Annotated in this window: 42 protein-coding genes; 4 read left to right on the top strand and 38 right to left on the bottom strand. The window is 35.0% G+C overall.

From position 1 onward, the window contains the following. Positions 1–96 precede the first annotated feature (96 nt). The 30 genes from BG261_RS01995 to rpsJ form a co-directional block, all read right to left on the bottom strand. Positions 97–1,476: a glutamate--cysteine ligase family protein gene (locus tag BG261_RS01995; protein ID WP_070791527.1), complete on the bottom strand. Its 1,380-nt coding sequence runs from the start codon at positions 1,474–1,476 to the stop codon at positions 97–99. Positions 1,477–1,810: 334 nt separating this feature from the next. Next, positions 1,811–2,191 carry a 50S ribosomal protein L17 gene (rplQ, locus tag BG261_RS02000; protein ID WP_070787420.1) on the bottom strand — a complete coding sequence of 127 codons (381 nt, stop codon included), beginning with the start codon at positions 2,189–2,191 and terminating at the stop codon, positions 1,811–1,813. A gap of 20 nt (positions 2,192–2,211) precedes the next feature. Beyond that, positions 2,212–3,150, bottom strand: a complete 939-nt coding sequence (locus BG261_RS02005) for a DNA-directed RNA polymerase subunit alpha (RefSeq protein ID WP_070787419.1) — start codon at positions 3,148–3,150, stop codon at positions 2,212–2,214. 49 nt (positions 3,151–3,199) lie between these two features. After that, positions 3,200–3,583 (bottom strand): 30S ribosomal protein S11, encoded by a 384-nt coding sequence (gene rpsK, locus BG261_RS02010; protein WP_070787418.1) that lies wholly within the window; start codon positions 3,581–3,583, stop codon positions 3,200–3,202. Positions 3,584–3,608: 25 nt separating this feature from the next. Then, a complete protein-coding gene (gene rpsM, locus BG261_RS02015; RefSeq protein ID WP_070791528.1) occupies positions 3,609–3,974 on the bottom strand; it encodes a 30S ribosomal protein S13 in 366 nt (121 codons plus the stop codon). 17 nt (positions 3,975–3,991) lie between these two features. Then, positions 3,992–4,108, bottom strand: coding sequence for a 50S ribosomal protein L36 (rpmJ, locus tag BG261_RS02020; protein ID WP_070787416.1), 117 nt, complete (start codon positions 4,106–4,108; stop codon positions 3,992–3,994). Positions 4,109–4,152: 44 nt separating this feature from the next. Further along, positions 4,153–4,371 (bottom strand): translation initiation factor IF-1, encoded by a 219-nt coding sequence (infA, locus tag BG261_RS02025; RefSeq protein ID WP_070787415.1) that lies wholly within the window; start codon positions 4,369–4,371, stop codon positions 4,153–4,155. Positions 4,372–4,478: 107 nt separating this feature from the next. Beyond that, positions 4,479–5,126: an adenylate kinase gene (locus BG261_RS02030; protein WP_070791529.1), complete on the bottom strand. Its 648-nt coding sequence runs from the start codon at positions 5,124–5,126 to the stop codon at positions 4,479–4,481. A gap of 114 nt (positions 5,127–5,240) precedes the next feature. Further along, on the bottom strand, positions 5,241–6,554 hold the full coding sequence (gene secY, locus BG261_RS02035; RefSeq protein WP_070791530.1) for a preprotein translocase subunit SecY: 1,314 nt from the start codon (positions 6,552–6,554) through the stop codon (positions 5,241–5,243). A 12-nt stretch (positions 6,555–6,566) separates the two neighbouring features. Continuing rightward, on the bottom strand, positions 6,567–7,019 hold the full coding sequence (rplO, locus tag BG261_RS02040) for a 50S ribosomal protein L15 (RefSeq protein WP_070791531.1): 453 nt from the start codon (positions 7,017–7,019) through the stop codon (positions 6,567–6,569). 95 nt (positions 7,020–7,114) lie between these two features. Further along, positions 7,115–7,294: a 50S ribosomal protein L30 gene (gene rpmD, locus BG261_RS02045; protein WP_070787411.1), complete on the bottom strand. Its 180-nt coding sequence runs from the start codon at positions 7,292–7,294 to the stop codon at positions 7,115–7,117. 10 nt (positions 7,295–7,304) lie between these two features. Beyond that, a complete protein-coding gene (gene rpsE, locus BG261_RS02050) occupies positions 7,305–7,799 on the bottom strand; it encodes a 30S ribosomal protein S5 (RefSeq protein WP_070787410.1) in 495 nt (164 codons plus the stop codon). A 20-nt stretch (positions 7,800–7,819) separates the two neighbouring features. Then, positions 7,820–8,167: a 50S ribosomal protein L18 gene (gene rplR / locus BG261_RS02055; RefSeq protein ID WP_070787409.1), complete on the bottom strand. Its 348-nt coding sequence runs from the start codon at positions 8,165–8,167 to the stop codon at positions 7,820–7,822. 146 nt (positions 8,168–8,313) lie between these two features. Next, positions 8,314–8,850, bottom strand: coding sequence for a 50S ribosomal protein L6 (gene rplF, locus BG261_RS02060; protein WP_070791532.1), 537 nt, complete (start codon positions 8,848–8,850; stop codon positions 8,314–8,316). An 83-nt stretch (positions 8,851–8,933) separates the two neighbouring features. Next, positions 8,934–9,344 carry a 30S ribosomal protein S8 gene (gene rpsH / locus BG261_RS02065; protein WP_070787407.1) on the bottom strand — a complete coding sequence of 137 codons (411 nt, stop codon included), beginning with the start codon at positions 9,342–9,344 and terminating at the stop codon, positions 8,934–8,936. A 124-nt stretch (positions 9,345–9,468) separates the two neighbouring features. Next, positions 9,469–9,654, bottom strand: coding sequence for a type Z 30S ribosomal protein S14 (locus BG261_RS02070; protein WP_070787406.1), 186 nt, complete (start codon positions 9,652–9,654; stop codon positions 9,469–9,471). A 17-nt stretch (positions 9,655–9,671) separates the two neighbouring features. Further along, the gene (rplE, locus tag BG261_RS02075) at positions 9,672–10,214 is read right to left on the bottom strand and encodes a 50S ribosomal protein L5 (protein WP_070787405.1); all 543 of its coding nucleotides are present in this window, start codon (positions 10,212–10,214) and stop codon (positions 9,672–9,674) included. Positions 10,215–10,237: 23 nt separating this feature from the next. Beyond that, entirely contained in the window at positions 10,238–10,543 is a 306-nt protein-coding gene (gene rplX / locus BG261_RS02080) for a 50S ribosomal protein L24 (protein ID WP_070787404.1), read from the bottom strand. 83 nt (positions 10,544–10,626) lie between these two features. Beyond that, entirely contained in the window at positions 10,627–10,995 is a 369-nt protein-coding gene (rplN, locus tag BG261_RS02085) for a 50S ribosomal protein L14 (RefSeq protein WP_070787403.1), read from the bottom strand. A 21-nt stretch (positions 10,996–11,016) separates the two neighbouring features. After that, entirely contained in the window at positions 11,017–11,280 is a 264-nt protein-coding gene (gene rpsQ / locus BG261_RS02090) for a 30S ribosomal protein S17 (protein WP_070787402.1), read from the bottom strand. Positions 11,281–11,299: 19 nt separating this feature from the next. Next, on the bottom strand, positions 11,300–11,506 hold the full coding sequence (gene rpmC, locus BG261_RS02095) for a 50S ribosomal protein L29 (protein WP_070791533.1): 207 nt from the start codon (positions 11,504–11,506) through the stop codon (positions 11,300–11,302). Continuing rightward, positions 11,496–11,921: a 50S ribosomal protein L16 gene (rplP, locus tag BG261_RS02100; RefSeq protein ID WP_070787400.1), complete on the bottom strand. Its 426-nt coding sequence runs from the start codon at positions 11,919–11,921 to the stop codon at positions 11,496–11,498. Before rplP ends, rpmC begins: the two co-directional genes overlap by 11 nt. A gap of 3 nt (positions 11,922–11,924) precedes the next feature. Further along, on the bottom strand, positions 11,925–12,578 hold the full coding sequence (rpsC, locus tag BG261_RS02105; RefSeq protein WP_070787399.1) for a 30S ribosomal protein S3: 654 nt from the start codon (positions 12,576–12,578) through the stop codon (positions 11,925–11,927). A gap of 12 nt (positions 12,579–12,590) precedes the next feature. Beyond that, positions 12,591–12,935, bottom strand: a complete 345-nt coding sequence (rplV, locus tag BG261_RS02110; protein ID WP_070787398.1) for a 50S ribosomal protein L22 — start codon at positions 12,933–12,935, stop codon at positions 12,591–12,593. A gap of 15 nt (positions 12,936–12,950) precedes the next feature. Beyond that, positions 12,951–13,229 carry a 30S ribosomal protein S19 gene (gene rpsS / locus BG261_RS02115; protein ID WP_000533765.1) on the bottom strand — a complete coding sequence of 93 codons (279 nt, stop codon included), beginning with the start codon at positions 13,227–13,229 and terminating at the stop codon, positions 12,951–12,953. A 128-nt stretch (positions 13,230–13,357) separates the two neighbouring features. Next, on the bottom strand, positions 13,358–14,191 hold the full coding sequence (gene rplB / locus BG261_RS02120) for a 50S ribosomal protein L2 (RefSeq protein ID WP_070787397.1): 834 nt from the start codon (positions 14,189–14,191) through the stop codon (positions 13,358–13,360). Between the two features lie 16 nt (positions 14,192–14,207). Beyond that, a complete protein-coding gene (locus tag BG261_RS02125; protein WP_070787396.1) occupies positions 14,208–14,495 on the bottom strand; it encodes a 50S ribosomal protein L23 in 288 nt (95 codons plus the stop codon). Then, positions 14,495–15,121 carry a 50S ribosomal protein L4 gene (gene rplD / locus BG261_RS02130; protein WP_070787395.1) on the bottom strand — a complete coding sequence of 209 codons (627 nt, stop codon included), beginning with the start codon at positions 15,119–15,121 and terminating at the stop codon, positions 14,495–14,497. Before rplD ends, BG261_RS02125 begins: the two co-directional genes overlap by 1 nt. A gap of 24 nt (positions 15,122–15,145) precedes the next feature. Then, entirely contained in the window at positions 15,146–15,772 is a 627-nt protein-coding gene (rplC, locus tag BG261_RS02135; RefSeq protein WP_070787394.1) for a 50S ribosomal protein L3, read from the bottom strand. Positions 15,773–15,786: 14 nt separating this feature from the next. Next, on the bottom strand, positions 15,787–16,095 hold the full coding sequence (gene rpsJ, locus BG261_RS02140; RefSeq protein ID WP_070787393.1) for a 30S ribosomal protein S10: 309 nt from the start codon (positions 16,093–16,095) through the stop codon (positions 15,787–15,789). A 288-nt stretch (positions 16,096–16,383) separates the two neighbouring features. On the opposite strand from rpsJ, the gene BG261_RS02145 reads away from it, so the two are divergent. The 3 genes from BG261_RS02145 to BG261_RS11410 are packed head-to-tail and all read left to right on the top strand — an operon-like array spanning position 16,384 to position 17,270. Then, positions 16,384–16,593: a helix-turn-helix transcriptional regulator gene (locus BG261_RS02145; RefSeq protein ID WP_070791534.1), complete on the top strand. Its 210-nt coding sequence runs from the start codon at positions 16,384–16,386 to the stop codon at positions 16,591–16,593. Next, positions 16,590–17,054: a hypothetical protein gene (locus BG261_RS02150; protein ID WP_070791535.1), complete on the top strand. Its 465-nt coding sequence runs from the start codon at positions 16,590–16,592 to the stop codon at positions 17,052–17,054. Before BG261_RS02145 ends, BG261_RS02150 begins: the two co-directional genes overlap by 4 nt. Before the next feature lie 60 nt (positions 17,055–17,114). Further along, positions 17,115–17,270: a hypothetical protein gene (locus BG261_RS11410; protein ID WP_158007168.1), complete on the top strand. Its 156-nt coding sequence runs from the start codon at positions 17,115–17,117 to the stop codon at positions 17,268–17,270. 361 nt (positions 17,271–17,631) lie between these two features. Here BG261_RS11410 and thrC read toward each other — a convergent pair whose 3' ends face one another. From thrC to pbp2a, 5 genes are all read right to left on the bottom strand, one after another. Further along, a complete protein-coding gene (thrC, locus tag BG261_RS02160) occupies positions 17,632–19,122 on the bottom strand; it encodes a threonine synthase (RefSeq protein ID WP_070791537.1) in 1,491 nt (496 codons plus the stop codon). 260 nt (positions 19,123–19,382) lie between these two features. After that, positions 19,383–19,937 (bottom strand): transcription termination/antitermination protein NusG, encoded by a 555-nt coding sequence (gene nusG, locus BG261_RS02165; protein ID WP_070787388.1) that lies wholly within the window; start codon positions 19,935–19,937, stop codon positions 19,383–19,385. Between the two features lie 134 nt (positions 19,938–20,071). After that, the gene (secE, locus tag BG261_RS02170; RefSeq protein ID WP_070787387.1) at positions 20,072–20,254 is read right to left on the bottom strand and encodes a preprotein translocase subunit SecE; all 183 of its coding nucleotides are present in this window, start codon (positions 20,252–20,254) and stop codon (positions 20,072–20,074) included. Positions 20,255–20,277: 23 nt separating this feature from the next. Beyond that, complete coding sequence (gene rpmG / locus BG261_RS11095; protein WP_070787386.1) at positions 20,278–20,427, bottom strand: 50S ribosomal protein L33; 150 nt, start codon at positions 20,425–20,427, stop codon at positions 20,278–20,280. Between the two features lie 53 nt (positions 20,428–20,480). Next, entirely contained in the window at positions 20,481–22,658 is a 2,178-nt protein-coding gene (gene pbp2a / locus BG261_RS02175) for a penicillin-binding protein PBP2A (RefSeq protein WP_070791551.1), read from the bottom strand. Positions 22,659–22,811: 153 nt separating this feature from the next. On the opposite strand from pbp2a, the gene BG261_RS02180 reads away from it, so the two are divergent. Next, positions 22,812–23,678 carry an RluA family pseudouridine synthase gene (locus BG261_RS02180; protein WP_070791538.1) on the top strand — a complete coding sequence of 289 codons (867 nt, stop codon included), beginning with the start codon at positions 22,812–22,814 and terminating at the stop codon, positions 23,676–23,678. A gap of 62 nt (positions 23,679–23,740) precedes the next feature. On the opposite strand, the gene BG261_RS02185 is transcribed toward BG261_RS02180, so the two are convergent. From BG261_RS02185 to BG261_RS02195, 3 genes are read right to left on the bottom strand one after another with little or no spacing between them, the layout of a single operon-like run. Beyond that, positions 23,741–24,556: a metal ABC transporter permease gene (locus BG261_RS02185; protein ID WP_070791539.1), complete on the bottom strand. Its 816-nt coding sequence runs from the start codon at positions 24,554–24,556 to the stop codon at positions 23,741–23,743. Next, positions 24,553–25,260: a metal ABC transporter ATP-binding protein gene (locus tag BG261_RS02190; protein ID WP_070791540.1), complete on the bottom strand. Its 708-nt coding sequence runs from the start codon at positions 25,258–25,260 to the stop codon at positions 24,553–24,555. The genes BG261_RS02185 and BG261_RS02190 overlap by 4 nt, the downstream gene beginning before the upstream one ends. Further along, positions 25,261–26,196 carry a metal ABC transporter substrate-binding protein gene (locus tag BG261_RS02195; protein ID WP_070791541.1) on the bottom strand — a complete coding sequence of 312 codons (936 nt, stop codon included), beginning with the start codon at positions 26,194–26,196 and terminating at the stop codon, positions 25,261–25,263. Between the last annotated feature and the right edge of the window lie 7 nt (positions 26,197–26,203).

Raw genomic sequence — 26,203 nt, forward strand, 5'->3', positions numbered from 1 at the left:
AATATAATAATATGCAAATTATGATTTAATCTCATTTAAAAATTAAATAATATTCATAAGGGTAAAATTCTTATATTTCATTTAACTATAGAACAATTATTTTAATGCGTCAATATTCGCAAACTCTTTGGAAATGTCAACTAAACTTTTTCCTTCTTTTAACAGTCTTACACCATACTCAGCTGGATTTTCTTTTTCTTGAGTCCTTCTCACTAAGTCCTGTAAATATTTTTCTTCCCCATAACCTCTTTTCTCAAGTCCTTCCTTTGAAATATTTAATAAATCATTAGAAAACTTGATAACATCGTTTTTTTCTTCCTCTGAAAGATTAAAGAAAGCAAACTTCCTCCTTAATTTTTTAATATCAGAACCATATTTTTCAAAAAAGAAGTATTGATTTAATAAAGTATCTAAACTTGATAAATTTTCAAGTAACCCTAAATGAAAAGCGGCAGTAGAAAAAGTTGCATTTAGCGGTTGAGTACAAATACTCCTAAACTCCAAAGTTCCACGTTTTGTTAAACTTTGATATTTGTAAGAACGATGAAGTTTTAAATCATTTATATCTGGTACAAGTATTGCTTCTCTTCCTTCGATATCAAAAGCTTTAATTTCTTCTCGATTAAAATATTCGGAAACTGTTAATGGTTGAAAATAATAAGTTTCAGATCCTCTTTCAACAGTAAAAATTGCTGTGTCAGCAAGACTCTCTAACACTTCATCTGCATCTATAAATTCATGATCATATACTCCGACATTTTCATTAAGAATACCGTGCATTGAATCCTCCCAAAGAATATCTCTACTTATACCAGTATTCCAAATCTCGTCCCACATATATGAGTTTGCAAATAGCCATGCCTTAGCTGGCTCTATTTTATTAAACAAATTAATAGTTTGAGTCAATTGTTCTTTTGAAACATCAAATTGAACCTGACTACCTTGTATATAAGTTGGATACTCATAATGACTATGTAATCTAAATTCACTATCCATATTCTTTGCCATCAAAAGATATTCTCGAAGCATGCGATAACGAGAAGAATTTATAGGTGTATTATCATTTTTATTCCAAAAAGGATTAACACCTAAACCTGTAAGACTATGATTATTCTCAAGCAAATATGGTTGAATCACAGAAAAATACTTCTTAAATCGTTTCGCAATTTCATTTATATCTTGAGTACGTGCAAATGCAATCTCTAATGTATTATATCCACATTCAAAAAGGATTGTATCCTCATTATCCTCTGAAATAATTTCAATAGTATTACCATCAAAGTCTGTATGAGTAATTGTAAAACCTTCCTCATCGGTAAATTTATCTAGTAAGTTAATAAGTAACTGATGATTTGTCGCACTTCCATCTAAATTAATTATTGGAAATTCTAATTCAACTCCCGTATAAAGGATTGGAGTTTCCTTTAGTTTTTCAAAATATGCTTTTTCTAAAAGCTCTTTAGCTATTGTTTTCATGATGAAGTGCCCCTCTAAAATTCTAGTTCCTTTACTATACAATATTTTTTCTGAAAATTGTAATAAAAAAAATGAAAGAGCTAATAAAAAATATTAATGACTAAATTTAATAAAAAAATGCAAAAAAAAAGCACATTGCGTGCGTATAAATATTGCTTTTAAAATAAAAAATAACACTTTATGATGAGTGCTCCGGAGTAGGTAACCTACCCCGGAAAGCCAGAGCTAGACTAAGTACAGGCCAACTTTCGTTAGAAAAGATATATTCTCTTCACCTATACCACCATCATAACACTCAACAAAAAGTGATGAAGAAAGCACTTCTATTTATTTTTTATACTAATTCAATGATAGCCATTGGTGCGCCATCTCCACGACGTGGTTCAGTTTTAAGAATACGTGTGTATCCACCGTTACGTCCTTCGTAGCGAGGTGCGATATCATCAAATAATTTTTGTAATGCAGTTGGGAATGTTTCTGTTTCTTCGTTAAAGTCTTTTAAAGATACTTCATTACGAACAAATGCAGCTGCTTGACGACGTGCATGTAAATCTCCACGTTTACCAAGAGTAATCATTTTTTCAACTGATTTACGGATTTCTTTTGCGCGAGCTTCAGTAGTAACAATGTATTCATTCATAATTAGATCTGTTGTCAAATCACGTAGCATTGCTTTACGTTGTGCGCTTTTACGTCCAAGTTTACGGTAACTCATTATTTCTCCCTTCTTAAATTTTATTTTTCGTTTTTAAATTTTAAACCAAGATCAGCAATTTTGAATTTAACTTCTTCCATTGACTTACGACCTAAGTTGCGAACTTTCATCATTTCAGCTTCTGTCTTGTCTGTTAAATCCTGAACAGTATTGATACCTGCACGTTTCAAACAGTTATAAGAACGAACTGATAAATCAAGTTCTTCAATAGGTTTGTCCAAAGTCTTCTCTGGAGAAACTTCGTCTTTTTCAACCATGATGTCAGCACTTTGTGCAACTTCAGAAAGATTTACAAAAAGACTTAAATGATCAGTTAAAATTTTAGCAGAAAGACTTAACGCCTCTTCTGGATCAATTGTACCATTTGTTACAATTTCAAGTGTAAGTTTATCAAAACCGTCTTGTCCACCAACTCGAGCAGGTTCAACTTGATAGTTAACTTTATTTACTGGTGTGTAAATTGAGTCAACAGCTAGTAAACCAATTGGTGCATCATCCACTTTATTTTCATCAGCAGGTACATAACCACGACCTGTATTTACAGTCATTTTAGCTTTCAGACTATGTCCTTCAGCAATGGTAAATAGGTAATGATCTTTGTTTGTAATTTCAATATCACTATCTGTCAAGATGTCACCAGCAGTAACAACAGCAGGTCCAGTAATATCTAATTCAATATTTTTTTCACCCTCAACGTATGATTTAATCGCAAGACCTTTGATATTCAAGATAACTTGAGTCACGTCTTCACGCACACCTGGAATAGTAGCAAATTCATGGAGTACTCCATCAATTTGAATACCAGTTACAGCTGCACCTGGAAGAGAAGACAACAAGATACGACGTAATGAATTACCAAGAGTTGTACCATAACCACGTTCAAGAGGTTCTACGACAAATTTGCCGTATGTTTTTTCTTCATCAAATTTTGTAATTTTTGGTTTTTCAAACTCAATCATGTGTATATCTCCTAAATTATAAAAGTGTGTAATTCAGCACTTACGAAAATTATACACGACGACGTTTTGGAGGACGTGCACCATTGTGAGGTACTGGAGTCACATCACTGATAGCAGTAACTTGTAGACCAGCAGCTTGCAATGCACGGATAGCTGATTCGCGTCCTGATCCAGGTCCTTTTACAGTAACAGCAACAGTTTTCAAACCATGTTCTTGAGCAGATTTCGCAGCAGCTTCACTTGCCATTTGAGCAGCAAACGGTGTAGATTTTCTTGAACCTTTAAATCCTAAAGCACCAGCTGATGACCAAGCAATAGCGTTACCATGAACATCTGTAATCATAACGATTGTGTTGTTAAAAGTAGCATGAATGTGAGCAATCCCAGATTCAATATTCTTTTTCACACGACGTTTACGTGTAGGTTTAGCCAATGTTTATCTCCTTTCTAACTAATTATTATTTTTTCTTACCAGCGATAGATTTCGCAGGTCCTTTACGCGTACGAGCGTTGTTCTTAGTATTTTGACCACGAACAGGCAATCCACGACGGTGACGAATCCCACGGTATGAACCGATTTCCATCAAACGTTTAATGTTTAGATTTACTTCACGACGAAGGTCTCCTTCGACTTTAAGTGCATCTACTTCACGACGAATTGCATCTTCTTGATCAGTTGTTAAGTCTTTAACACGAACATCTTCAGGAACTCCAGCAGCAGCAAGAACTTTCTTAGATGTTGGTAGACCGATTCCGTATACATAAGTAAGTGAAATCACTACTTGTTTGTCATTGGGAATATCAACTCCAGCGATACGAGCCATTTAGTTTTTTCTCCTTTCTAACCTTGACGTTGTTTGTGTTTTGGATTTACAGAGCAAATTACCATAACACGACCATTACGACGAATAACTTTACAGTATTCGCAAATTGGTTTTACTGATGGTCTTACTTTCATTATAATACCTCCTATTATTTTATAGGGGTAAACCCCCTTTGGGCTTATTTAAAGCGGTATGTAATACGCCCACGAGATAAGTCGTAAGGACTAAGTTCAACGGTAACACGGTCACCAGTCAAAATACGAATATAATTTTTACGCATTTTACCTGAAATAGTCGCTAAAACTTGATGACCGTTTTCAAGCTCAACTGTAAACATCGCATTCGGCATAGTATCTATTACTTTACCTTCGATTTCAATTACATCATCTTTTGCCACGCAAAAGCACCTCCTTTAAATTTCCCGCTACGATAATAATATCTAAAAGTCGGACTAGATTATTTTAACATATAATATTTGATTCTGCAAGCCCTTTAGACTATCCATTATGAAAGAATATTAATAATGTCCTCAGATACTTTTTCAATATCTTGTTCTCCGTCTACTTCTTTGACTAGTCCAAGATTTGAATAATGTTCTAGGATTGGTTGTCCTTGCTCGATATTAATATCTAAACGATTCTTAACTGTTTCTGGCTTATCATCTTCTCTTTGATAGAAATCATGTCCACCACATTTATCACAAGTTCCTTCAACTTTTGTTGGGTTAAAAATTTTGTGATAAGTTGCCCCACATGTGCGGCAAATATAACGACCACTTAAACGATCAACAAGAATATCAGGATTTACTTCAATGTCAATAACAGCATCAAGTTCAATTCCTAGTTCCTTTAGCATTTCATCTAAAGCATATGCTTGTTCAATTGTACGTGGATATCCATCTAATAAGAAACCAGATTCTTTAATATCACTTTCAGCAAGTCTTTCTTTTACAATACCGTTTGTAACATCATCAGGAACAAGTTGTCCTTGATCAATATATTGTTTAGCAAGTTGCCCCATAGGTGTTTCATTCTTCATAGCAGCTCTAAACATATCACCAGTTGAAATATGTTTTACACCATAAGTTTCAACAATAGTTTCTGCTTGAGTCCCTTTACCTGCACCAGGTAAACCCATGATCAAAAGATTCATTTTTTTCTCCTTAAATATTATTAAATGTTTTAAGTTATAAATTCAAACATAACGATTATATCTCAATTTATAATTCAAAACAAGAGAGGCGAAGAGAATCGCCTCAATGTTGAATTATTCTTCAATAGGATTATCCAAAAATCCAGTGTATTTTCTTTTAAGAAGATAACCTTCAAGTTGTTTAATACCTTCAATACTTGTTGTAATTACAATTAATAGGCTTGTCCCTCCAAGTGCAACCATTTTTGGTAGAGACCAAAGATTTGTTGCAACAATTGGAATAACTGAAATAAGACCTAAGAAAATTGAACCTACAGTAGCAAGTCTTATAAGAATTGAAGAAATATATTTTTCAGTTCCTTTACCAGGACGCACACTTGGAATATATGATCCTTGTTTCTGTAAATTCTCCGCCATTTTTTCAGGATTAACCTGTACAAATGAATAAAAGAATGTAAAGAGAACAATCAATATCGCATATACCAACATACCTGTCCAAGTATTATAGTCTAATGCATGTTGTAAGTTCTCAATCCAACCAACATTTCCTTTAGTCGCTTTTAAAAGTTGTAAAAGAGTGGCTGGAAGAGCAGTAATTGAGCTTGCAAAGATTACAGGGATTACACCAGCAGGATTAAGGCGAAGCGGCAAGTATGAACTTGTTGGTGCACCTTGAACTAGCTTAGTATATTGAATTGGAATCTTTAAAATTGCTTGCGTAAAGTATGTAGTAAAAGCGATAATTATAGCCATTGCTATTAATAATACAATTACAAATACAATTGAACTAGGCAATTGCTCAGGACGAATATTAACAAATTTTTCATCATATACTGTTTTAACTGCTTGTGGAATTGATGATATGATACCTGCAAAGATTATCATTGATACACCATTCCCAAATCCCTTATCAGTAATTTGTTCACCTAGCCACACTACGATCATAGATCCTGTTGTCAGAATCATACCAATCATAAGATATGTATTAACGTTTGGTGTATTAACAATACCAGTAGAGCTCATAGCATTAAATCCTGCAGTAATAGCAATTGACTGAGCCATTGCTAAAACTAAAGTTATATAACGAGTAGTTTGATTAAGTTTTCGACGTCCAACCTCACCTTGCTTACTCCATTCAACAAAAACTGGAAGTATATCCATTTGAAGAAGTTGCACAATGATTGACGCAGTGATATACGGCGACACACCCATTGCAAAGACAGAGAAATTCTGCATCGCATTACCACTCACTAAGTTAATCATATTAATAAATGGTAAATCAGCTAATTGGTTTAAGCTGTTAACATTTATACCAGGAACAGTGATATGCGTTCCTAAACGAAAAACGAAAAGTATAAAAATGGTAAATAGAATTCTATTTCTAATATCCTTTACCTTGAAAGCGTCTTTCAATGTCTTGAAAAACATAACGCCTCCTTACTAGTCAGCTTTTGGTAGTGTAACAGTTCCACCGTTGTTTTCGATTGCAGCTACTGCACTTGCTGAAGCTTTTGTAGCAGTTACTTTAAGATTTTTTGCTGTAAGTTCTCCATTTGCAAGAACTTTAATTCCAGATTTAACATCCTTAACAATTTTTGCAGCAACTAAAGTATCAGCATTTACTTCTGCTCCGTCTTCAAAACGATTTAAAGTTTCTAGATTCACAACAGCATAATCTTTACGGTTTACGTTTGAGAATCCACGTTTTGGCATACGACGGAATAATGGAGTTTGCCCACCTTCAAAACCTAGACGAACGCCACCACCACTACGAGCTTTTTGACCTTTTTGTCCACGTCCAGATGTTTTACCATTACCAGATGAAGTACCACGACCTACGCGGTTACGAACTTTACGGCTACCAGCCGATGGTGCTAATTCATGAAGTTTCATTATATATTTTCTCCTAATTCTTTACTATGCGCCAAAACTTCCGCCGGAGTCGGCGAAAGTCTAGCTCGCTTATATTATATATTTTGTAGAATTAATTAAATTTCTTCTACAGTTACTAAATGTGAAATTGAGTTAACCATTCCACGGATAGCAGGTGTGTCATTTTTAACAACACTAGATTGTAACTTGTTAAGTCCTAATGCAGTCACTGTTTTGCGTTGAACAGGAAGACGACCGATTGGAGACTTAGTTAAAGTAATTTTTAATTGAGCCATTTTATCCTCCTTATGCCAAATCTTCTACAGATTTGCCACGTAATGCAGCAACTTCTTCAGCGCGTTTAAGTTGTTTTAGTCCATCAACAGTTGCACGAACAACGTTAATTGGAGTATTTGAACCTAATGATTTGCTTGTAACGTCAGCAACTCCAGCAAGCTCAAGTACGGCACGAACAGCTCCACCAGCTGCTACTCCAGATCCTTCTACGGCTGGTTTGATAAGGATACGTCCTCCACCAAATTGACCAATAACTTCATGAGGTACTGTAGTGCCAACCATTGGAACTTCGATAAGATTTTTCTTAGCTGCTTCAACTGCTTTACGGATTGCTTCTGGAACTTCTTGAGCTTTACCAGTACCAAATCCAACACGACCATTACGGTCACCAACAACTACTAATGCAGCAAAGCGAAGACGACGTCCACCTTTAACAACTTTAGTTACGCGGTTAATTCCAACAACGCGTTCTTCGAATTCATTTACTTCTGTATCTCTAGCCATTATTATGATTACCCCTTTCTTTAGAATTTAAGTCCATTTTCACGTGCAGATTCTGCAAGGATTTGCACACGTCCATGATATAGGTAACCACCACGGTCGAAGACAACTTCAGTAATACCTTTGGCAGTTGCTGCTTTTGCTACTAATTCACCAACTTTTTGAGCTTGTTCTGATTTAGTTCCAGTCTCATTTAGTGATGAGGCACTTGCGAGCGTTACACCTGCTACGTCATCAATTACTTGCGCGTAGATGTTTGTATTAGAACGGAATACGTTCAAACGTGGGCGCTCTGCAGTACCAGAGATTTTACCGCGTACACGACGATGGCGTTTTTGACGCGTTTTATTTTTGTCTGGTTTAGAAATCACAATTCTACCTCTTCTATTTCTTTAATATGATAAGTTTTTGCCTATCTTACTTGTTAACAATTTAATAAAAATAGTAAGATGCTCAGCAGTTTATAGACTCAATAGAATATAAATTGCTGAAAAATCTAATAACTATTTTACTAAAATTATTTACCAGTTTTACCTTCTTTAAGACGAACGAATTCTCCAACATAACGAATCCCTTTACCTTTATAAGGTTCTGGTGAACGTTTGCTACGAATGTAAGCCGCAACTTCACCAACAACTTCTTTGTTGCTTCCAGTTACGTTAATTGTAGTTGGAGTTGGAACTTCAAAAGTAATTCCTTCTGGAGCAACAACTTCGTCAGGATGAGATTTACCAACGCTCAATACAAGTTTATTTCCTTGTAATTGTGCACGGTAACCAACCCCACGCATCTCAAGTTCTTTTTTGAAACCTTCAGATACCCCAATAACCATGTTATTAAAGTTGGCACGAGTAGTACCATGAATAGTTTTCATTTCTTTTGAATCGTTAGGACGTACAAATGTTACTTCTTGTCCTTCAATTTTCATTTCGATCGCTGTAGGGAACTCACGAGTAAGTTCTCCTTTAGGACCTTTAACAGTAATAAGACCATCTTTAGCGTCAACAGTAACGCCAGCAGGTAGTACTACTACTTTATTACCAATACGGCTCATATTTTCCTCCTGTTAAATTTTCCCATTGAAATAATGGGTTTTCACGGGGGCGAGAGTAGTTTTAAACTACAACCACCTTTATTCTACCAAACGTATGCTAATACTTCTCCACCAATGTTTTTAGCGCGAGCAACTTTATCAGTTACAACACCTTCAGAAGTAGAAACGATTGCGATACCAAGTCCGTTAAGAACTTTTGGCACATCTGCAGATTTAACGTATACACGTAAACCTGGTTTAGAAATACGTTTAAGTCCTGTGATTACGCGTTGACCTTTGCGTTCACCATCTTGAGCGTATTTAAGATAAACACGGATGATTCCTTGTTTGTCATCTTCAATAGATTCAAAATCTTTGATGAATCCTTCTTCAAGTAAAATCGAAGCAATTTCACGTTTAATTTTTGATGCAGGAACTTCAACAACATCATGCTTAACCATGTTAGCATTACGAATGCGTGTTAGAAAGTCTGCGATTGGATCTGTCATTACCATTGTGGTTTTCTCCTCATTATTTGTAGTTTGGGTTGTTTTATTGTCTAAAACGTCATTATCCCACTTGCAAATTAATCTTGCTTATAAGCAATAGTTAAATTGAAGTGGCGTATGCCGCTTCAATTTACCATGAAGCTTTTTTAACGCCCGGAAGTTGCCCTTTATAAGCAAGTTCACGGAAGCAAATACGGCACAATTTAAATTTGCGGTAAACTGAATGTGGACGTCCACAACGTTCACAACGTGTATATTCTTGTGTTGAGAATTTTGCTGGACGTTTGTTTTTAGCAATCATTGATTTTTTTGCCACGTCTTTTGCCTCCTATATTATTTAGCAAACGGCATACCCATTTGGGCAAGCAATTCGCGTCCTTCTTCGTCAGTGTTAGCAGTAGTAACAATTACTACGTCTAGTCCACGAACTTTATCTACATTGTCAAAATTGATTTCTGGGAAAATTAGTTGTTCTTTCACCCCTAGTGTGTAGTTACCACGTCCATCAAATGATTTATTTGACACACCGTGGAAGTCACGTACACGTGGAAGAGAGACAGTTACTAATTTATCTAAGAATTCATACATGCGTTCGCCACGAAGAGTTACTTTCGCACCGATTGGCATACCTTCACGTAAACGGAAACCAGCGATTGATTTCTTAGCTTTTGTGATAAGTGGTTTTTGTCCTGAAATAATAGCAAGTTCTTCAACTGCTTTATCAAGGTTCTTAGAGTTATTTACTGCATCACCAACACCCATGTTAAGAACGATTTTCTCAACTTTAGGCACTGCCATAACAGATGTATAGTTAAATTTTTCAGTTAAAGCTGGAATTACTTCAGCACTATATTTTTCTTTTAAACGATTAGCCATTTTTTTCCTCCTCTCTTACGTGATTAATCTAGGATTTCGCCAGATTTTTTGTTGTAACGAACTTTTTTGTCGCCTTCAACTTTGTATCCAACACGACCAGCAACACCATTTTTATCAAGTACTTGAACATTTGATGCGTTGATTGGTGCTTCTAATTCAAGAATAGCACCGTTTGGATTTTCGTTGTTTGGTTTTTGATGTTTTTTCATAATAGCAACACCTTCAACAACAACTTTATTTACTTTTGGTAAAGCTTTGATAACTTTACCTGTCTTGCCTTTGTCTTTACCAGCAATGACCTTAACATTATCGCCTGTTTTTACAAACATTATTAGGTTTCTCCTTTATTTTCTTACGTCCAATGGACACCCTCACTCAAATTAGAGGAGGGGACTATGCGATTATTCTATTATTATAGAACTTCTGGTGCAAGTGAAACGATCTTCATGAAGTTTCCTTCACGCAATTCGCGGGCAACTGGGCCAAAGATACGAGTTCCACGAGGTGTTTTGTCATCACGGATGATAACAGCAGCATTTTCATCAAATTTAATGTATGAACCATCAGCACGACGAGCGCCTGTTTTAGTACGTACGATTACTGCTTTAACAACTTCACCTTTTTTCACAACTCCTCCAGGAGTTGCAGCTTTTACAGTTGCAACGATAACATCACCGATGTTTGCTGTTTTACGTCCTGAACCACCAAGAACCTTGATAGTAAGGATTTCACGAGCACCGCTGTTATCAGCAACTTTCAAACGAGTTTCTGCTTGAATCACTGTTTTGTTCTCCTTTCAGATTTAGATAATTACAGCTTCTTCAACGATTTCAACTAAGCGGAAACGTTTGTCTTTTGACAATGGACGAGTTTCCATAATGCGAACGATGTCGCCTGTTTTCGCTTGATTGTTTTCGTCATGAGCTTTGTATTTTTTAGAATAGTTAATACGTTTACCATAGACAGGGTGGTTACGTTTAGTTTCGACAACAACAGTTATTGTTTTATCCATTTTGTCAGATACCACACGACCTTGATAAACTTTACGTTGGTTACGTTCAGACATGATCTTCCTCCCCTATCTATTATTTTGATTCACGTGCAACAGTTTTTACACGTGCGATTGATTTTTTAACTTCGTCAATTTTCGCTGTATTTTCAAGTTGACCAGCTGCAGCTTGAAAACGTAGTTCGAATAATTCTTTCTTAAGTTCTTGCTCACGAGTTGCAAGCTCATCTGCAGAAAGTCCACGAAGTTCAGTCAAAAGTGTTTTTACTTCATTAAGCTTCATTTGAATCCTCCGTACGTTTTACAATCTTAGTTTTTACTGGCAATTTATGAGAAGCAAGGCGTAGAGCTTCACGAGCAACCTCTTCAGAAACTCCTGCGATTTCGAACATTACTTTACCGCGTTTAACTGGTGCAACCCAGCCTTCTGGAGCCCCTTTACCTTTACCCATACGAACCCCAATGGCTTTACTTGTGTATGATTTGTGAGGGAAGATTTTAATCCAAACTTTCCCACCACGCTTCATGTAACGAGTCATTGCGATACGGGCAGCTTCGATTTGGCGGTTAGTAATCCAATGACTTGTTGTCGCTTGAAGACCGTATTCACCGAATGATACTTCTTTACCACCTTTAGCTTCACCGCGCATTTTCCCACGGAACTCACGACGGTGTTTTACACGTTTAGGTACTAACATGAACTATTTATCTCCTTTCACTGATTTTCTTGTTGGAAGAATTTCTCCACGGTCAATCCAGACTTTAACACCTAGTTTACCGTAAGTTGTATCAGCTTCTTCCCAAGCATAGTCGATATCTGAGCGAAGTGTATGTAAAGGAACAGTTCCTTCTGAATAACCTTCAGCACGAGCGATATCAGCACCGTTCAAACGACCAGATACTTGAGTTTTAATTCCTCGAGCTCCAGCACGCATTGTACGTTGGATAGCTTGTTTTTGTGCACGACGGAATGCTACACGTGCTTCTAATTGACGTGCAATTCCTTCACCAACTAGATGAGCATCAAGATCAGGTTTCTTGATTTCAACAATGTTGATATGAACTTGTTTTCCAGTAAGAGCATTTAAATCTGCACGAAGTGCATCAACGTTTGCTCCACTTTTACCGATTACCATACCTGGTTTAGCAGTGTGAATAGTAACGATTACTTTATTCACAGCACGTTCAGTTTCAATAGTTGATACTGAAGCATCTGCTAAACGAGTTTGAATAAGATTACGGATTGCAAGATCTTCATGAAGGTAATCCGCGTATTCTTTTTCAGCATACCACTTGGCATCCCAGTCGCGGATAACTCCGATACGCATACCGATTGGATTTACTTTTTGACCCACGATTTTACCTCCTTATTTTTCTTTTACAACCACTGTAATGTGGCTTGTACGTTTGTTGATTGGTGAAGCACTACCTTTCGCACGTGGACGGAAACGTTTCATCGTTGGTCCTTCGTTTACGAATGCTTCGCTTACATACAAATCAGCTTTTTCAAGACCAAGATTGTTTTCAGCGTTTGCAACTGCTGAGTTCAATACTTTTTCAATAATTCCTGCTGCTTTATTTGGTGTAAATTTTAAAATTGTAATTGCTTCTGCAATGTTTTTTCCACGGATCAAATCGATAACCAAACGTGATTTACGAGGCGAAACGCGTACTGTACGTGCAGTAGCTTTAGCTGAAGTATTTTCTGCCATTTCATTCTCCTCCTATTAACGTCTTGTTTTCTTATCGTCTGCTGCGTGACCTTTGTAAGTACGAGTTGGTGCAAATTCACCAAGCTTGTGACCTACCATGTCTTCTTGAATGTAAACTGGTACATGTTTACGTCCATCATAAACAGCGATAGTGTATCCGATGAAACTTGGGAAAATCGTTGAACGACGTGACCAAGTTTTAATTACTTTTTTCTTTTCGTCATTTGCTTGAGCTTCAACTTTTTTCATTAAATGCTCATCGACGAAAGGTCCTTTTTTAAGACTGCGTCCCATTTTATTTAATTTCTCCTTTAAATATTAACCACGACTGCTACTATGGCAGGGTTGGCGGATTGATATATTTCAACAAGATAGTTGATTGCTAAGCAATCAACTCCTTGTAAAATTTCAACTTTGAAGATTTATTTTTGACCGCGACGACGAACAATAAGCTTATTAGATTTAGCTTTTTTGCTACGTGTTTTAAGTCCGATTGCTGGTTGTCCCCAAGGTGATACTGGAGCTTTACGACCAACTGGTTGTTTACCTTCACCACCACCGTGTGGGTGATCGTTCGGGTTCATTACAGATCCACGTACAGTTGGGCGGATACCCTTCCAACGGTTACGTCCAGCTTTACCAATGTTGATAAGGCTGTGTTGCTCATTCCCAACTACACCAATAGTTGCACGGCAAGTTGAAAGAATCATACGAACTTCACCAGAGTTAAGACGAACTAATACGTATTTACCTTCATTACCAAGTACTTGAGCACTTGTTCCAGCAGAACGGATAAGTTGTCCACCTTTACCAGGTTTAAGTTCGATGTTGTGAATCAATGTACCAACTGGGATATTAGCAAGTGGTAATGTATTACCAACTTTAATATCTGCATCAGGACCTGAAACAACTGTCATTCCAACTTCTAGACCTTTAGGTGCAAGAATGTAAGATTTGATACCGTCAGAGTATGTAATTAATGCAATATTAGCTGAACGGTTTGGATCATATTCGATTTGTGATACTTTAGCAACAACGCCATCTTTAGTACGTTTGAAGTCAACTAAACGGTATTTACGTTTGTGTCCACCACCTTGGTGACGAACAGTGATACGACCGTTGTTGTTACGACCTGCTTTGCTTTTTAGAGAAACTAACAAGCTCTTTTCAGGAGTACTTGTAGTGATTTCTGCAAAGTCGCTACCAGTCATATTACGACGACCATTAGTGGTAGGTTTATAAACTTTAATTCCCACGTTTTTCCTCCTTTAATTATTCACCGAAGATTTCGATGTTCTTAGAATCTTCTGTTAGTGTGATGATTGCTTTTTTATACTTGTTTGTATATCCAGAATAACGTCCAACACGTTTTGCTTTTGGTTTAACGTTAATTGTGTTTACAGAAGCAACTTTTACTCCATCAAAGGCAGCTTCAACAGCTTGTTTGATAACTAATTTGTGAGCACGTGAGTCAACTTCAAAAGTATATTTCTTTTCATCCATTGCAAGCATAGATGCTTCAGTGATGATTGGTTTTTTGATTACATCATAAAGGTTCATTATGCAAGGACCTCCTCGATTTGAGATAGAGCTGCTTGAGTAACCAATAATTTATCATTGTTAACGATATCAAGTACACTTGCTGAGTTAGCAGTTGTTACTTGTACGTTTGAAATGTTACGAGCAGATAGTTCAGCAAATTCATTTCCTTCGTTTTCTACAATAACAAGAACTTTCTTGTCGATTGCTAGTGCTGAAAGAACTTTTGTAAATTCGCTAGTTTTTGGTGCGTCAAAGTTTAATGCATCAACAGCAACAAGTTTGTCTTCAGCAACTTTTTCTGAGTAAACAGATTTAAGTGCTAATTGACGAACTTTTTGTGGAAGTTTGTATGCATAGCTACGTGGGTTTGGTCCGAAGACTACTCCACCACCACGCCATTGTGGGCTACGGATTGACCCTTGACGAGCGCGTCCAGTACCCTTTTGACGCCATGGTTTACGACCACCACCAGATACTGCTGAACGATTTTTAACAGCATGTGTACCTTGGCGTTTGCTAGCACGTTGGCTTAGGATTACATCGAAAACTACAGTTTCATTTGGTTCAATACCAAATACTGCGTCATTCAGAGTAACTTCGCCAGCTTTGCTACCATCTTGTTTAAATAATGCTACGTTAGCCATTTTGGTAAGTTTCTCCCTTCTCTATTATTTCGCAGATTTTACTGCAGTTTTGATTGTGATGAGCGATTTTTTAGATCCAGGAACATTACCTTTAATAAGAATAACATTCTTTTCTGGAACTACTTGTGCAACTTCAAGATTTTGAATTGTTACACGGTTACCACCCATACGACCTGCCAAGTGTTTATTTTTGAACACGCGGTTAGGCGCTACAGGACCCATTGACCCTGGACGACGGTGGTAACGAGAACCGTGAGCCATTGGCCCGCGTGATTGTCCGTGGCGTTTAATAACCCCTTGGAAACCTTTACCTTTAGTCGTACCTGTGACATCAACGATATCTCCAGCTGCGAATGTATCGACAGTAATTTCTGAACCAACTTCTAAGCCTTCAATACCTTTAAATTCACGAATGAAGCGCTTAGGAGCCGTATTTGCTTTAGCAACATGACCTTTGGCAGGTTTGTTACTCAAAACTTCACGTTTATCATCAAAACCAACTTGTGTTGCTTCATAACCGTCAGTTTCAACAGTTTTAACTTGAAGAACAACGTTTGGAGTTGCTTCGATGACAGTTACTGGAATTAATTCTCCAGACTCAGTGAAGATTTGGGTCATTCCCACTTTTTTCCCTAAGATTCCTTTTGTCATTAGAGTTCCCTTTCTTATAATTTAATTTCGATGTTTACACCGCTTGGTAAATCAAGTTTCATCAATGCATCAACTGTTTTTTGAGTTGGTTCGATGATATCGATTAAGCGTTTGTGTGTGCGCATTTCGAATTGTTCACGGCTATCTTTGTATTTATGAGTCGCACGGATGATTGTGTATAGGCTACGGTCAGTTGGTAATGGAATTGGTCCACTTACTTTAGCACCTGTACGTTTTGTAGTTTCTACGATCTTTTCAGCCGCTTGATCAAGGATACGATGTTCGTAAGCTTTCAAACGAATGCGAATTTTTTTGTTTGCCATTTTTTCTCCTCTCGTCTATTGTCTTGAATAGGCTAGCTCCACAAGAAAACCAACATTTCGGGCTTGGCAATGCTCCCGGGTGTGTCGCAACCTCTTGCTTCAATGCCATAGTCTGCGCTTTACGCAGTACTTGACTATACTAACAAAATGTTTTTGTCTTTGCAAGTCTTTTTCCCTATAAATTGAAAAATATTTTTTATTTCTTTGATATGTAAAGCTAGCTTGACAATGAAGTTTTTATATTTTATACTTCAAGTGTAAAGTATACTTAATAGAAAGACATTGCAGATGAAAACTAGACTTAGAGAACTGAGAGAAGCTGAATGTATATCACAAACAGCTCTGGCTGATATCTTAGAGGTATCTAGACAAACAATTATTTCACTTGAATCTGGAAAATATAAAGCATCATTAGTATTAGCACATAAAATTGCTCAATACTTTGATAAAACCATAGAAGACATTTTCATTTTTGACCTGGAGGAGGAAAATTTATGATTTGGTATTTATTTGATCTTAACAAACTTAAAAGTGATTCAGATGTTAAAGAATTATTTTTCAAAAAAATTTTATTTATAAATATTATTGAATATATGGTTCTTACAATCATTTTAACAGTATCTGTAAATTTATTATTTCATTCTATTTTAATCAGTATTTTAGTCTGCAGCATTTGTATCATATTCGCCGTTAAGGGTACAGCACGTGATATTAAATACTACAGTAATTCTCGAAATTTAAAGAAAGCTCGAATTGAACTTTTAGACGAGAGAAATTTACAAATTGTGAGAATTGCATTCACTAAATTAGAAGTTATTAATTATTTGGGACTTATAATTATCACAGGCTTAGGTATATTAACAAATAATATAGATCTACTATTGATGTCAGTAATTATTTTATCCCTTATCAACGGTATTTATATTTCTTTACCTTTTACAGAAGAAAAAGATTTTTAAAATTAATAGCTAATCATTTATATAGAAGAAAGTTTGCTTTTTATCAGAAAGGGGCCTTATATGTTTTGGGATGCAAGTAATTTATTATGGTATTTATTTGATTTGGATGACTATTCAACAGATGATAAATTCGAAAAGCTTTATCGAAAAAAGATTTTTCCTTTGAAGATTTTAACCTTAACTCTTATGGTTACTTTTATTGTTTTTCTTTTATGAAGTATTGTCTTTAAAAATAGCCCCGTTCTCGCAACTACACTTTCACTTATTTTTATTAGCTACCACCTCTACATGCTTTATAACGAATATAGCGAGATGAAAGATGAAAATGTCCTCCACAAAAAAAGGATTGAGTTGACTGATGAGAGAAACTACAAGTTAGCACTACAAACTATCTCTAAAAAATATTTTGTTGCTAACGTGAGTATAATAATGCTCTGGTTCACAACTCTTATTGATACAAATAATAGTTTAAATCTCCATATGATAGTACTATTTATCTTTCTTATAGATGTATTATTTGAATCATACATTAATAAAAATGCCAAAAAATCGAGGGAAAACTAACTCCCTCGATTCTTTATTTTAATTTCAAATATTTTTCAACTTCGTCTTGCATTTGATCGACATCAACTACTGTTTTATGAAGAATAGGTGCTGTCTTCAAATCTTTAACTGCTGCGGGTTGTTTAACTCCTGATAATTTCTCAAGTTCATCTACTAAAGCAAAGTCATCTAGCTCACTTGTTTTACCAGTTAAGGCTTCAACTACTACACGTGGAAATTTATATGGACTCGCAGTTGAAACAATAACTGTGATTGTCTTATCATCTGACCCTTCCTTATAAACATCATAAACTGCATTTGCCACTGCAGTATGCGGGTCTTCCACATAAGAGAATTTATTAGAGATAGTAGCTATTTCATCGCTTGTTTGTTTTTGACTGGCAAAACCTGCAATAAAATCTTCCAAGTTATTATTCATCTCATCAGATATTTCATACTTGCCACTTTGAACTAGTTTATCCATCAAGTCACGTGTTTCAACATCATTATTATCTGTTGCATGGAAAACTAATCTTTCCAGATTACTAGAAACTAAAATATCCATTGACGGGCTTGATGTAACAAAGAAATCACGGTTTTTATCATAGGCTCCTGTATTAAAAAAGTCTGTTAGAACATTGTTTTCATTTGAAGCACAGATTAATTTATTAATTGGTAAACCGATCTGTTTAGCATAGTAGGCCGCTAAAATATTTCCAAAATTACCTGTTGGAACGCTAAAATTAACTTTCTGACCTTCCGTTATTGCACCATTTTTCAGGAGCTGGGCATAAGCATAAACATAATAAACGATTTGTGGTACTAGTCGACCGATATTCATTGAGTTAGCACTTGAAAACTGCTTATTGTTAGCTAGCATCTTCTCCCTAAGGTCGGTATCATTGAACATCTTCTTAACTTGAGTCTGAGCATCATCAAAATTACCATCTATAGCAACAACATGTGTGTTATCACCCGTTTGAGTAACCATCTGCTGTTTTTGAATCTCACTTACGCCATCTTTTGGATAAAAAACAATAATTTGAGTATTAGGAACATCTGCGAAACCAGCCATTGCAGCCTTCCCAGTATCTCCACTTGTAGCAGTAAGGATTACAATTTCATTTTCAACCCCTTCTTTTTTAGCAGAAGTTGTAAGTAAATAAGGTAAGATCGATAAGGCCATATCCTTAAAAGCTATTGTGTTTCCATGGAATAATTCTAAATTGTAGTGTTCTCCTACCTTTACTAAAGGAGCAATTAAAGAATCATCAAATTTTTTGTCATAAGCATTATCAATACAATAAGAAAGTTCTTCTTCTGTAAAATCATCGAGAAAAGCCGACAAAATAACTTTTGCTACCTCTTGATAACTTGCATTTTTTAAGAAATCAAAATCTAAGTCAATATTCGGAATAACTGTAGGAACATATAGACCCCCATCAACTGCAAGACCTTGAAGTATTGCTTGACTTGATGTTACTTTATTGTTCTTATCTCTTGTACTTTGATATATTATTGACATCTGATTCTCCTTGAATTTGTTTTTACTATTATAACAAAAATAATCCTTAAGTTGAATATTTTCAAAATTTACAGAAAATATTTTAGAAAAATATAATTGATTAAAATAGAAATATCTTCGTTTTACTACGCTGTCGATTACACTTAAATAAGCAAGCTTATTAATATAAATCGCCACGATGTATTAATCTATTTTTAAGTGACTATAATACAAAAATTTTTTCTTCAAAAAAAAGAGAGAGCAAGCTCTCTAATTTTAGATTATTCACCAATTTCATCAATTTGATCTATGTCAAGGTCAACAATAGTTTCACGACCAAACATTTCGATTGAAACTTTAAGCTTACGATTATCAACAACTTCAACAACATTTCCGACCATGTTAGCAAATGCTCCGTCAATAATTTTAACTGGATCACCAATATTAAGGTCAAGTTCTTGAGTACGTAATGTTTTGCCCATACCATTAAGAATATGTCGAATTTCTTCTTCAAACAAAGGTGTTGGTTTACTACGATTACCATGGCTTCCTACGAAACCAGTAACGTTAGGTGTATTACGGACAACAAACCATGCTTCATCAGTCATATTCATCTCAACTAAAACATAACCTGGAAACATATTTTCTTCAGTTTCTTTAACTTTTCCATTAACTTCTTGAGTTACTGTTTCTGTTGGAATTTCAATTCGAAGAATATTATCAGTCATATTATAAGTTTGTGCACGCTCAAGTAAAGTTTCTTTTACCTTATTTTCATATCCTGAATAAGTTTGAATTACAAACCAACCTTGATCGAAACTTGTTAAATTATCCATTTTTTCTCCTTTTAATTAGTCAATTACACTAGTTTTCTATTCGTCTAACCATCAAGAAAACAAATTTTCAACTTAAAAAAGCCCCTAAAGGCTTTGTTTTTTTTATTATATCATAAAAGTTTAAATTAGCTATACTATTTTGCAAATAAACTTAAGATCGATGTGATACCTGTTTTGATTAAAGTATCAAATACATAAATGATAACTAAGAAGAAAGCAGAATATTCGATAACTCCCGCGAAATCAATTGCTGCTTCTTTTTTAGTTGGCCAAGTAACTTTTTTCATTAAATCGAAGACACTTTTGATAAAATTCATACTTTCTTATGAGCTAGTAGCTCTTACCTCGTTTCTTTATGTTCTGTGTGTTTTTTACAATGCTTACAGAATTTGTTTACAACTAAACGTTTTTCTTTAGCATTACTACTTACATTTATTGAATAATTGCGTGATCCACATACTGTGCACGCAAGAGATGCTTTTTTTAACATGTTTACTCCTATCGAAAGTTTATTTTATCATATTATAACATAATTGACAATTACTAAAATCTTGAACGTAAATCATCCCAGAAATCTTTTAATTTATCTCCTATGCCAGATTCTTTAACTTTATCCTTAACTTTGCCAGAAATATCTTTAGCCTTTTCCTGAGCATCTTTAAGTATATTATCCTGAGCCTCTGTGTTAGGTTTCTCTGTTTGATTTATTATAGGATCCTGCCCATTCATTGCATAAGCATTTTCTACTGAGAATTGTGTACCTTTGGTATAAGGAAGAATATAGCTTGCTGCTGTTCTAAATATTGTGGATGCTTGATCGGTACTAGATCCTTGTAGGAAATGTGTTTCATCTGTTTTTTCAAATCCTAACCACAATGCCATAACTATATCCGGTGTATAGCCAATAACCCATTGGTCATTAGTATTACCTGTATTATCAGGAGTCTCAGTTGTACCCGTTTTCCCAGCTAATGTATAACCACTAGGAGCAGCATATATACCTGTACCATTAGTATATGTTCCAAGCATCATACTTGTCATCTTATCATTTGTGTTTTTGTCAATTACTCGTTTTTGATTTTGTTGATATGTCTTAATTACTTGTCCACTTGAATTTTCAATTTTAGTAATTAAATGTGCTTCATTCATAATTCCATTATTAGCAAATGTACCATAAGCTTGTGCCATTTGCCATGGATTTGTTACAACTCCTCCACCAAGAGCCACCTGTAACTCTTCATTTTTCTCTGATAAATTAAGACCAAAAGATTTTCCTTTAGCTACAGCCGTCTTAACACCAAGCTTATCGACTGTATAGATAGCAGGAAGATTCAAACTATCTGCAAGTGCTTGATACATTGGAACCTGACCTTGATAAGTTTTTGAATAGTTTTCAGGTTTATAACCATTATAATCATGTGGTTGGTCATCAAGCATCTCGTTAATTGACCATCCCGCCTCAACAGCTGGACTATAAACAACTAATGGTTTAATTGTTGACCCTGGACTCCTTTGGGATTGTGTTGCAAAGTTAAAACCTCGAAAAGAATTATCAGCTGAGGTAGGAACCTTCCCAACTAAGGCAGCAACTGCTCCACTACTAGGATCCAAGGCAACACTGGCACTCTGAGCAACAGTTCCATCAGCAGCAACCGGGAATAACCCTGAAGTTGCATAAGTTTGTTGAAGACCATATTGATAATTTTGATCTAATCCTGTATATATTTTATATCCATTATTTAATATTTCATTTTCTGTTAGTCCATATTTACTTATTGCTTCTTGAATAACCGCATCAAAATATGAAGGATACTTATAATCATCATCTTTTCCAACATAATTATCAGCTAATACACTTTGAATATCAATTGAAGAATATTGATCAGCATCAGCCTGTCCTAGTAATCCAGCATTAACCATATTTTGTAAAACAGTATTACGCCTATTTGTTGCATAAGTACCATCTTTATATAAAGGATTATAAACTTCAGGCCATTTTAATATACCAGCTAATGTAGCAGCTTCATCAATTGTTAAATCACTTGCATTCTTCCCAAAATATTTATGTGATGCATCTTCGATGCCCCAAATTCCATTACCAAAATATGAATTATTAAGGTACATAGCCATGATGTCATCTTTTTTGTATTTCTTAGTTATCTCCATAGCCAAAAATATCTCTTTGGCCTTCCTATCAATTGTTCTATTTTGAGACAGATATGCATTCTTTGCTAATTGTTGCGTTATTGTAGAACCACCTCCAAATCTACCAAAAGTAGCTACGGCAAGTAAGGTACGCTTAATATTAACACCCCTATTTTCATAAAATGTCCTATCCTCTGTTGCAACAACAGCATTAATGACGTTAGGCGATATTTTGTCGATATCAACATACGTCCCTTTCTGACCGTACATTGTACCTGCTGCATCACCATCTTTATCCATAATTGTGGTAGTGGTCCTCAAAGACTCTTGTAAGTCTGAAACATTTGCTGTTTTTGCAAGATAAAAAAGATAGCCTCCAATAACCAAAATAAATGTTAAAACTAATAATAATAATGCTTTAGTTAAGTTATGACGTTTCCACCAATTTCTAAACTTATTCCACTTGGGGTGTTTTGATTTTTTTTCCTTATCATTATCAACTGTTTTTTTTATTGGTTTATCAGATAAAACTTCAACTGTATCTTCTTTAGTAGTTTGTTGATTTCCTTTATCTATTTCTTTTTCATCAGCAAATGGAGAAAATTTACTTCTTCCTTTCTTTGATTTTTCATTTCTATTTGTTCGACTATATTTTTCGCTCAAGTGTTTAACCTCCACTTGTTTTTTATTTATTAATAATTAATGCAATATTATGATAAAATATTTATTATGGAATATAAGATTACAATACCACAAAAATTTCAAAATATAACAATAAATAACTTGCTAGAAGAAAAATGGCTTGTTCCTCGTAAACAACGTCATTTTCTAAGGACTAAAAAAAATATACTTGTAAATAACCAAAATGTCAATTGGAACGACAAGGTTATGGAAGGAGATGTTGTCACAATAAAATTTGACCTTGAGGATTTTCCGCAAACAAAAATAACATATGGTCAAAAAGAATTTGTAGACATCCTTTTCGAAGATGAACATATCATAATCGTTAATAAACCGGAAGGTATGAAAACTCATCCTAATAATCCAAACGAAATTGCTCTTTTGAACCACGTTTCAGCATATCTTAATCATCCTGCTTATGTTGTCCATCGTCTAGATCAAGAAACAAGTGGAGCAATCCTTTTTGCTAAAAACCAGTTTATTCTACCGATTCTCAGCCAAATGCTTGAAAAACGACAAATACATCGTACTTACCAAGCACTTTCTCAAGGTAATTTTAACAAAACAATCTTCACTGTCAATAAGCCTATAGGACGAGACCGTCATGATAAAAAGAAACAGATTGTAAGTTCATCTGGTAAAAAAGCAATAACTAATGTGAAAATTATTAAAAACTTTTCTCAAGTTTCTCTTGTAGAGTGTAAACTGGAGACAGGAAGGACACATCAAATTCGTGTTCATCTTGCTTACGAGTCACATCCCCTTATTGGTGATAAAGTATATGGTAAGTTAAAAGCTAATAGACTTATGCTCCATGCAAAAGAACTTTCTTTTAACCACCCTCTCACTGAGCAAAAAATACAAGTTTTTGCTCCTAGTAAGACATTTGATGATACTTTACAAATTTTTTCTTAAAATTTACTTAACTAAAAATCCTCAGAACAACTTTTTCAAGAAGTTAACTGAGGATTTTTAGTTTATTTATTTTTAATTGTTAGTCTCTTATAGACAAACATCAATATAAACATAAAGACAAATACTATTGTAATACTTGCGCTGGCTGGTGTTGATGCGTAGTAGGATATAAGTAATCCACTAACCATACCAATAAATCCAAGAACTACACTAATTAACATAACTGTCTTAAATGATCTAGCTAAACGAAGCGCAATACTAGCTGGCATTACCATGATAGCACTCACAAGTAAGGCACCAGCAACTGGAATCATCAAGGCAATTGCAATACCTGTAACTATATTAAATGCAACTGACATGAATCTCACTGGTAGTCCATCAACAAAGGCTACATCTTCATCAAAAGTTAAAACGTACATTGGTCTAATAAAAAGTAGAAATAAAACCAAAATAACTGCAGCCATAACAAAAAGTAATATAACTTGAGTATTTGAAATTGTAACAATTGAACCAAAAAGGTATTGATCTATATTTACCGAATTTGCACCACCTGATTTACTTGTAACAATCAGAGCAACTGATAACCCCAAACTCATCAATATAGCTGTTGCTACTTCGAGAAAATCACTATAAACGGTTCTTAGATATTCGAGTAATATTGCAGCTAAAACTACAACTATTAGAGTTGCAATAGTTGGAGAGATGCCAAGTAATAGTCCAAAAGCAACACCAGCCAATGAAACATGACTTAGTGTATCACTCATTAAACTTTGTCTTCTTAAAATCAGAAATACACCAAGTAATGGGGCAAAAAGTGACATTGCAACAATTGCTAGAAGGGCACGTACCATAAAGTCATATTGAAGTATCTCCATCATTCACTCCTCCAATCGTCATGACTTTCATTATGGACGCTAAAACAACGCCAAGGTGAATCTTGATTTCGTACTAAATGAATATTTCTATCAGCAAATTCTTTAACATCCTCAGCATCATGTGTGATCATTAAAACTGATTTTCCATGATGATGGACACTATGGTGCATTAACTCATAAAAATCACGTCTACTTACGTCATCCATCCCAGTTGTAGGCTCATCAAGAATAAATAAATCAGGATCAGAAGCAAACATTCTAGCAATGACTATTCTTTGCTTTTGTCCTCCAGATAGTTCCCCAATTTTCTTATCTTTAAATCCCCACATTCCCACTGACTTCAAAGATTTTTCAACATGTTCATAGTCATGGGTAGTTAGTTTCTTAAACCACCCATTTCTTGGGAAACGCCCACTAGATACAAATTCATAAACTGTACTAGGAAATCCCGCATTAAAACTTGCTACTTGTTGTGGTAGGTATGAAATTCTTAATCTCTTTCCTTTATTATTAAGTTTTGATATTTCTACAGTTCCTTTTTGAGGATGTAATATTCCAAGGGTTGCTTTTAATAAAGTAGACTTAGCAGCCCCATTTTCTCCTGTCAATGTTACAAACTCTTTGTCATCAACATAATAACTTATATTTTCTAATACTGGCTCATCATCATAGTAAAAAGACAAATCTTTTACATCAATATATCGCATTTACTTTACGCTCTTCTTTAAATTCTCTAGATTTGCTTCCATTATTGAAATGTAAGTTGCTCCATTTTTCTGCTCATCCTTTGTTATACCTTCAACAGTATTAAGAACAAGGGTTTCTGCACCAACCTCATTAGCTAAAGTTTTAGCAATCTTATCATCAGCATTTTCTTCAAAGTAAACAATATTAAGATTGTTTTCTTGCATTATTTTTTTGAGTTTTGCAAGAGTAGCACTTGATGGTTCAGCATCAGGAGTAAGACCTGCAATTGCAATTTGTGTCAATCCATAATCGTTAGCTAAATATCCAAATGCAGCATGTTGGGTCACAAATTTCTTGTTACTAGCAGAATCTAAACTAGTTGCATATTCTTTCTCCAAATTATCAAGTTTCTCTAGATATGCTTGGGTATTTTCTTGAAAATCATCTTTAAAATCTGGATATTTTTTTGAAAGAGCATCAGCAATAGTTTGAACTTCAATCTGCGCATTCTTCAATGAAAGCCATGTATGAGGATCAACTGAGCCTTCTTCATGACTGTGATCACTATCGGAATCTTCCCCATGATCATGTCCGGCTTCTTGATCAAAATCTAACATTTTTATATCTTTACTTGCTTCAATAATTAATGTTTTATCTTTGATGTTCTTTTTAGCATCGCTGAACCATTTTTCTAAATTATCATTATTATAAACTAAGACGTCACTGTCAGTGATTTTTGCCATATCACGCGCACTTGGTTCATAATCATGAACTTCTTGACCCGCAGGTACTAGGTAAGACACGTCAGCATGATCTCCTGCTACTTCTTTAGTAAATTCATACATGGGATAAAAAGTTGTGCTTATTTGAATCTTATCACTTGTTTTTGGTTTACTACAGGCTACTAAACCTACTGCAACGATTAAAATTGCAAAAACACTTACTATTTTTTTCATATGTTTG

The sequence above is a fragment of the Floricoccus tropicus genome, from assembly GCF_001832905.1.
GTDB classification, from domain to species: Bacteria; Bacillota; Bacilli; order Lactobacillales; family Streptococcaceae; genus Floricoccus; species Floricoccus tropicus.